General features: G+C 72.6%; 3 protein-coding genes and 1 pseudogene. 1 reads left to right on the forward strand and 3 read right to left on the reverse strand.

Annotated features, from left to right (window positions below; genetic code table 11):
• Both Q1N79_RS00795 and Q1N79_RS00800 read right to left on the reverse strand, forming a co-directional pair.
• Window positions 1-344 (reverse strand): annotated as a pseudogene (locus tag Q1N79_RS00795) (putative protein N(5)-glutamine methyltransferase); the annotation flags it as partial.
• Window positions 345-381: 37 nt separating this feature from the next.
• Window positions 382-2,997, reverse strand: a complete 2,616-nt coding sequence (locus Q1N79_RS00800; protein ID WP_300602872.1) for an RNA helicase — start codon at window positions 2,995-2,997, stop codon at window positions 382-384.
• Window positions 2,998-3,424: 427 nt separating this feature from the next.
• Here Q1N79_RS00800 and Q1N79_RS00805 point away from each other — a divergent pair, with 427 nt between their 5' ends.
• Complete coding sequence (locus Q1N79_RS00805; protein ID WP_300602875.1) at window positions 3,425-5,932, forward strand: HAD-IC family P-type ATPase; 2,508 nt, start codon at window positions 3,425-3,427, stop codon at window positions 5,930-5,932.
• Between the two features lie 88 nt (window positions 5,933-6,020).
• On the opposite strand, the gene Q1N79_RS00810 is transcribed toward Q1N79_RS00805, so the two are convergent.
• Window positions 6,021-7,685 carry a glutamate--tRNA ligase family protein gene (locus Q1N79_RS00810; RefSeq protein WP_300602878.1) on the reverse strand — a complete coding sequence of 555 codons (1,665 nt, stop codon included), beginning with the start codon at window positions 7,683-7,685 and terminating at the stop codon, window positions 6,021-6,023.
• Window positions 7,686-7,860: the final 175 nt, after the last annotated feature.

Below are 7,860 nucleotides of genomic sequence, written 5' to 3' on the forward strand. Positions count from 1 at the left end.
TCGCCGGCCAGCTGGGCGGCGACCGCGACGCCGAGCGCGCCTGTGCCGCAGCACAGGTCGACGATCACCGGGCCGTCCGGCCCGGCGGGCACGCCGGACCGCGCTCGCGCGGTCCGCACCAGGAACTCGCTGCGCCGCCGCGGCACGAACACGCCAGGGTCGACGAGGATCCGCAGCCCGCAGAACTCCGCCCACCCCACGACCTGCTCAAGCGGCAGGCCGGCGGCGCGCCGCCCGGCCATGGCGTCAAGCTCGGCGGGCGTGCGGGCCGCCGCGGCCAGCAGGCCGGCCTCTTCTTCGGCGAACACGCATCCCGCGGCGCGCAGCCGGGCGACGACAGTCATCTGCGATTCCATACCGGGCCCAGGCTATCCCGGTCGGCTAGAGCGGGCTGACATCGGTGACGTGCACGACCGCCGCGCCCGCCGCGTCGGAGGCGGCCAGGTCGACGGTCGCGGAGATGCCCCAGTCGTGGTCGCCGGCCGGGTCGTCGAAGATCTGCCGGACCGTCCAGGCCGTCGCGCCTTCCTCGACGATCAGCATCGCCGGGCCCCGCGCGTCCGGGCCGGTGCCGATCTCGTCGTACTGCTCGAAGTACCCGTCGAGGGCGTCCGCCCAGGCGCCGGCGGTCCAGCCGTCGGCGGCCGACCCGTCGAGCCCGGCCAGCTCGTCGTACTTGCGCAGCGCGGCGAGGGTGACCCGCCTGAAGAGAGCGTTGCGAACCAGCACCCGGAACGCGCGGGCGTTCCCGGTGACGCCCGCCGCTCTCGCCTCGCGCCGCGGCACCTCGGGGCCGGGGTGGCTGAGCCGCTCCCATTCGTCGATCAGGCTCGAGTCGACCTGCCTGACGAGCTCGCCCAGCCACTCGATGAGGTCGGTGAGCTCCTCGGTCTTCGCCTCGTCGGGCACGGTCTGCCGCAGCGCCTTGTAGGCGTCGGCCAGGTAGCGCAGCACTAGGCCCTCGGACCGTGACAGGCCGTAGAAGTGCACGAACTCGGTGAACGTCATCGCCCGCTCGAACATGTCGCGGACGACGGCCTTGGGCGACACCTCGTAGTCGCCCACCCAGGGGTGGCCGCGGCGGTAGATGTCGTAGGCGGTCTCCAGGAGGTCCCGCAGCGGCTTGGGGTAGCCGACGTCGTCCAGTAGCTCCAGGCGGGTCTCGTAGTCGACGCCTTCGGCCTTCATCGCCGCGACCGCCTCGCCGCGGGCGCGGAACTGCTGCGCGGACAGCACCTGGCGCGGGTCGTCCAGGGTGGACTCGATGACCGACAGCACGTCGAGCGGATAGCTGTCGGAGCCGGCGTCGAGCAGTTCGATCGCGGCAAGCGCGAACGGGGACAGCGGCTGGTTGAGCGCGAAGTCGTACTGCAGGTCGACCGTGAGCCGGACGTACCTGCCCATCTCGTCCGGCTCGTCGAGGCGCTCGACGACGCCGCCGGCCAGCAGCGCCCGGTAGATCTCAATCGCGCGGTGGATGTGCCCGCGCTGCCGCCCGCGGTCCTCGTGGTTGTCGGTGAGCAGGTGCTTCATGGCTGCATAGGCGTTGCCCGGCCGGGCGATGACGTTCAGCACCATCGCGTGGGTCACGGTGAAGCTCGACGTGAGCGGCTCAGGTTCGGCGGCGACGAGCCGCTCGAACGTCGGCTTCCCCCAGGAGACGAAGCCCTCGGGCGGCTTCTTCTTCACGACCTTGCGGCGCGCCCTGGGGTCGTCGCCGGCCTTGGCCAGGGCGCGCTCGTTCTCCACCACGTGCTCGGGTGCCTGCACGACGACGCGCCCGGCGGTGTCGAACCCGGCACGGCCCGCGCGCCCGGCGATCTGGTGGAACTCGCGGGCGTGCAGCAGCCGGGTCCGCTTGCCGTCGAACTTCGACAGCGCGGTGAACACGACCGTGCGGATCGGCACGTTGATCCCGACGCCGAGCGTGTCGGTGCCGCAGATGACCTTGAGCAGGCCGGCCTGGGCCAGCGTCTCGACGAGCCTTCTGTATTTGGGCAGCATGCCGGCGTGGTGCACGCCGATGCCGTGCCGCACCAGCCGGGACAGGGTCTTCCCGAACCCGGCGGCGAACCGGAAGTCCCCGATGACCTCGGCGATCGCGTCCTTTTCCTGCCGGGTGCACACGTTCGTGCTCATCAGCGCCTGCGCCTGTTCCAGTGCCTGCGCCTGCGTGAAGTAGACGACGTACACCGGTGCCTGGCTGGTCGTGAGCAGTTCCTCGAGCGTCTCGCGCAGCGGCTGGACGAGGTAGGAGAAGATCAGCGGCACCGGCCGTATCGCGTTCTTGATGACGGCGGTCTGCCGTCCGGTGCGCCGGGTCAGGTCGTCCTTGAAGCGCGTGACGTCGCCGAGGGTCGCCGACATCAGGACGAACTGCGCCCTCGGCAGCTCGATCAGCGGCACCTGCCACGCCCAGCCGCGCTCCGGGTCGGCGTAGAAGTGGAACTCGTCGATCACGACCTGCCCGACGTCGGCGTCCGCGCCGTCGCGCAGGGCGATGCTGGCCAGGACTTCGGCGGTGCAGCAGATGATCGGCGCCCTGGGGTTGACGCTCGCGTCTCCCGTCAGCATGCCGACGTTCTTCGCTCCGAAGGCGTCGCACAGCGCGAAGAACTTCTCCGACACCAGCGCCTTGATCGGCGCGGTGTAATAGCTGCGCTGGCCGGCCGCGAGCGCGGCGAAGTGCGCCCCGGTCGCGACCAGGCTCTTGCCGGACCCGGTGGGCGTGGACAAGATCACGTTCGCGCCGGTCACGACCTCGATGAGCGCCTCTTCCTGGTGCGGGTACAGGTCGAGCCCCTGCGCCTTCGCCCACCCGGCGAACGCGTTGAAGACGGCATCGGGATCGGCCGGGCCGACAGCAGCGGGCCCGGCCTCCGGCGTCCCGGGCCCCAGCGCCCCCGCCCCACCAGGCGACGCTTCCACCCCTGCAGTCACTTGTGTGCCAACAGCCACGGCAGGCGTTCGCGCGGGCAGCAGTTCGGTAAGCGTCATGGCCGTTCCATGGTGCCCTGTCCAGCCGACTGCCTGAGCCATCGGGCATAGACAGGAACCCGGCTTGGCGGTGGGGTCCACAACGCCAGCCCTATTGGCGCCGGGGGCCCCACCGCCAAACAAAAGCGGTCGCGGCGCGTACAAAGCCGCACAGGAGGGGCAGCAGTGACAACAGGCCGCCGACCGGCACGGCAATCGTCGTTATCGGGGATAGAAAACCACCATAAAAGGTGGTTTTCTATCCCCGATCATCCGTCACGGGCTTCAGGGGCTCGCTGCCGTGCGACCGGCTCGACCCGCAGACGCCTCTCACTCCGCCTCGCCACTCACTTTGACGACTGCCTGATCACGGCACCCACCAATGCAGCGCCAGTCCCTGAGCCCGCAGCAAGGTTTCGCGGCATCCCGCCCCGGTCAGCATCAGGACGTGACGGACGATGGCGCGCGAGATGTCCCCGAGACAGGGGAGGAGGTCGGTGCGCCGGGCACGACAGCGGTGCCAGCCCCCGGACCGGTGCGAGCCAAGGCGGACGCGGCCGCCAACGCCAACGCCGGCGCGGCGACGGGCCTTGACGCGGCCGCGGTCGCCGTCCGTGTCGAGGAAGGCCTGGTCAACAAGGCGCCGCCGGAACCGGGCCGGTCAGTCTCCCAGATCCTGCGCGCCAACGTCTTCACCAGGTTCAACGCGCTTCTCGGCACGCTGTTCGTGGTCGTGGTCGTGGTCGGCCCGCCGCAGGACGCGCTGTTCGGCCTGGTGCTCGTGGCGAACACCGGCGTCGGCGTCTTCCAGGAGCTGCGGGCGAAGCGAGCGCTGGACCGGCTCGCGATCCTCACCGCGCCGCGGGCGCGCGTGCTGCGCGACGGCCAGCTCGCGCACATCGCCACGGGCGGGCTCGTCCAGGACGACGTGCTCGACCTGCGCATCGGCGACCAGGTGGCGGTCGACGCGGCCGTGCTCGCGGCCGACGGCCTGGAGATCGACGAGGCGCTGCTGACCGGCGAGGCCGAGCCGGTCGCCAAACAGCCGGGCGACACCGTGCTGTCCGGCAGCTTCGTGGTCGCGGGCAGCGGCCTGGCCCGCGCCACGGCCGTCGGCGGACAGGCGTACGCGGCGCGGCTGCAGGCGCAGGCGCGCCGGTTCAGCCTGGTCCGCTCGGAGCTGCAGCAGGGCACCAACCAGATCCTGCGCGGCCTGACCTGGGTGATGATCCCGGCCGGCGCGCTGCTGCTGTTCAGCGAGTTCTTCCGCAGCCACGACACGTTCCAGGACGCGGTGCGCGGCAGCGCGGCCGGCCTGGTGGCGATGGTGCCAGAAGGACTTGTGCTTCTCACGTCGCTGGCGTTCGCGATGGGGGCCATCCGGCTGGCGCGGCGGCGGGTGCTGGTGCAGGAGCTCGCGGCGATCGAGGGCCTGGCCCGCGTCGACGTGCTCTGCGTGGACAAAACCGGCACGCTGACTCGCCCCGGCATGCGGCTGATCCACACCGAGGTCCTCGGTGGCTGGCCGGACGCGCGGATCGCCGAGGTGGTGGCCGCGCTCGCCGCCGACGATGAGGCTCCGAACGGAACCGTGGCGGCTCTGGCGGCCCACTATCCTGACCCGCCGGGCTGGACGGTGACGGCGCGGGTTCCGTTCAGTTCGGCGCGCAAGTGGAGCGGCCTGACGTTCGCGGGCGAGGGAACCTGGCTGCTCGGGGCGCCGGCCGTCGTGGGCGCCGGCCTGCCGGCCGAGGCCGCCGCCGCGGTCGCCAGGCACGAGGAGGCCGGCCGCCGGGTGCTGCTGCTCGCCGGCTCCGCCGGCTCCGCCAGCTCCGCCAGCTCGCTGGACGGTGAGGTCCGCGGCGGGCCAGTCTCCCCGCCGGACGCGCGGCCCGCCGCGCTGCTCGTGCTCGCCGAGGAACTTCGCGACGAGACGGTGGCGACGGTGCGGTACCTGCTCGACCAGGGCGTCACGATCCGTGTGCTGTCCGGCGACGCGCCGCGCGCGGTCGCCGCGATCGCGCGGCGCGCCGGCATCCCGGCCGAAGACGAGCCGTGCGACGCCTCCGCGCTGACCGACGACGAGGTGGCCGCCCGGATCGGCTCGGTGAGCGTGTTCGGCCGGGTGCGCCCGGGACAGAAGCTGGCCGCGGTGCGCGCGCTGCGCCAGGCCGGCCACGTGGTGGCGATGATCGGCGACGGGGTCAACGACGTCCAGGCGCTCAAGGAGGCGGACCTGGGCATCGCGATGGGCTCGGGCAGCGGGGCCAGCCGGTCGGTCGCGCGCGTGGTGCTGCTCGACGGCACGTTCGCCGCGGTGCCGCAGATACTCGCCGAAGGGCGCCGGGTCATCGCCAACATCGAGCGGGTCGCCAGGCTGTTCGTCACCAAGAGCGCGTACGCGGCGCTGATCGCGATCGCGGTCGGCGTGGCCGGGGCCAGCTACCCGTTCTTCCCCAGGCACCTGACGATCATCAGCACGCTCACGATCGGCGTGCCGGGGTTCGTCCTCGCGCTTGCCCCTGGCGCGCCGCGCGCCCGGCCGGGATTCGTCAGGCGGGTGCTGAATTTCGCCATCCCGGCCGGGGTGGCCGTCGCGTTCGCGGTGCTGGCGGCCGACCTGATCGCGCACGCGACGCCGGGCGTGAGCCAGCAGCAGGAACGCACCGCTGCCCTGCTTGCGGCCGTCGCCATGGGGCTGTGGGTCCTCGTCCTCGTCGCCCTGCCGCCGCCGGCCGCCGATGCCGCCGGCTCCGGGCGGGACGGCCAGTCGCTGGCGGCGCGGGCCGGCCTGGTCCTTGCGATGGTCGCCTGCCTGGTCGTGCTGTTCGCGGTTCCCGTCGCCAGGACCACCTTCGGGCTGCAGCTGCCTCCGCCTGGCGTGCTTGCCGCCGAGGCGGGCGTCGTGCTCGTGGCGATCGCCGCCCTGTCCATCTGGCGCGTCCGCCCGCCCTAAGGTCCGCGGCCGGGTGCGGCCGCGGACACTCCGGGGCAGGTGCGCCGCCAAGGCGCGGCCGCGAGTTCCGGGGGGTCGTCCCCCCGGGCTAGACAGCGGTCAGGGCGCCGACCCGCCGCAGCACCTCGCCGGGGCCGAGCGCGGCGACGACCTCGGCCAGGTCCGGGCTGCGCCGGCTCCCGGTGACCAGCACCCGGATGACCGCCGACGCGTCGGCGATCGAGCCGGGGTAGGCGGCGGGGTCCTTCTTGTACTCCCGCTGGCTGGCCGCGAAGCCCAGCCGGACGGCAAGCTCGCGGACCTGGTCGAACCACCGCGCCCGCCAGTCCGCGCCGGATTCCGGGGCGGGCGGCAGGTAGCCGGCGGCGAAGCCGGCGGCCATCGCCCGCACCAGGCCGGCGGCCAGGCCGCAGAACCTCGGGTCGGCCGGATCGGTGACCAGCTCGAAGATCTCCGCGAAGAAAAAGCCGTACACCGCGCGGAAGTCGGCCCACTTGCGCAGGTCCTTGCGCGGGTTCGCGGCGCCCTCACGCTCGATGGCCAGCGCCCGCAGCGCCAGGTCGCGGTCGGCGCGCAGCACCGACGCCAGGGCCGGGTCGTAGCCGTCCGCCCACGGCAGGACCCGGTCCAGGATCTGCGCGCCTGGCAGCGCGGCGACGAAGTCCGCGCTGACGTCGTCCAGCTTGACCATGTCGAGCAGCGGCCCGGCGGTGCCGCATTCGGACAGCCGGATCGGGGCGGCCAGCGCCTCGGGCAGCGGCAGCTCGGCGAGCCGGCCGTTGGCCAGGCCGCGCAGGTAGTACAGCACCGCCTGCGTGGGGAACCCGAGCTCGATGTAGTACGCGACGTTCATCTCGGGGTCCTTGCGCTTGGACAGCTTGCGGCGGCTGCCGCCGTCCTGCTTCATCAGCGACGCGACGTGCGCGTAGCGCACCCGCGGGAAGCCGAGCGCGTCGAAAAGCTGGTTGTGCAGCGGCACGGAAGACAGCCATTCCTCGCCGCGGATCACCAGGGTCACCCGCATCAGGTGGTCGTCGACGGCGTGCGCGAAGTGGTAGGTGGGCAGCCGCAGCTCGGAGTCGCTGCTTTTCAAGACGATCGCGTCGTTGCGGTTGTCGTCCTGGGTGATCTCGCCGCGGATCTCGTCGGTGAAGCTGACCCGGTGGCCGCCGATCCCAGGCGAGCGGAACCGGACCACGTACGGGTCGCCCGCGGCGAGCCGCTGCGCCACCTGCTCGGCCGGGGCGTCGCGCCAGATGGCCCACTGGCCGTAGTAGCCGGGCAGCGCGCCCACGGCTTTCTGCCGCTGGCTGATCGCGGCCAGCTCCTCCTTGGTGGCGAAGCAAGGGTACGCCTTGCCCTGGCGAAGCAGGTCCCTGACGTAGGTGAGGTAGATCTGCGCCCGTTCGGACTGGGTGTACGGACCGTAGCCGCCCTTCTGGTCGTCTTCGTCCGGCGTGATGCCGAAGTGCGCGAGCCCCGTCTCGAACTGGCTCGCCGAGCTCTCTTCGAACCGGGCCTGGTCGGTGTCCTCGATGCGGACCAGGTAGACGCCGCCGGAGTGGCGGGCGATGTCCAGGTCGAGCATCGCCGTGTAAACGGAGCCGATGTGCAGGAAGCCGGTCGGGCTGGGAGCGAACCGGGTGACTTCGGCGCCCGCGGGCAGGCCGCGCGGCGGATACCGGCTTTCCCAGTGCGACGGCTCGGGCAGGCCGGTCGGGAACAGCGAGTCGATCAGGTCCTGGCTCAGCATGACTACTCAGCCTACCGGCGGCAGCCGGGCGGGCCGGCGGGCTACCGGCCGCCGCGCTGCCGGAGGGGGCGGAACCGGCTCCGGCGGGCCGGCGGGGGCTGCGGGAACTCCTGGTAGTCGGCGAACCGCGCGGCGACCGCCGTCGGCAGCCATGACCGGGGCGGCGGCCCCGTGG

It is taken from the genome of Trebonia sp. (genome assembly GCF_030042015.1).
In the GTDB taxonomy this organism is placed as follows: domain Bacteria; phylum Actinomycetota; class Actinomycetes; order Streptosporangiales; family Streptosporangiaceae; genus Trebonia.

Bases quoted from the DNA above. Each gene is read 5' to 3' on its own strand.
- Q1N79_RS00810 (WP_300602878.1), bottom strand. From the start codon at position 7,685: ATGCTGAGCCAGGACCTGATCGACTCGCTGTTCCCGACCGGCCTGCCC.
- Q1N79_RS00800 (WP_300602872.1), bottom strand. From the start codon at position 2,997: ATGACGCTTACCGAACTGCTGCCCGCGCGAACGCCTGCCGTGGCTGTT.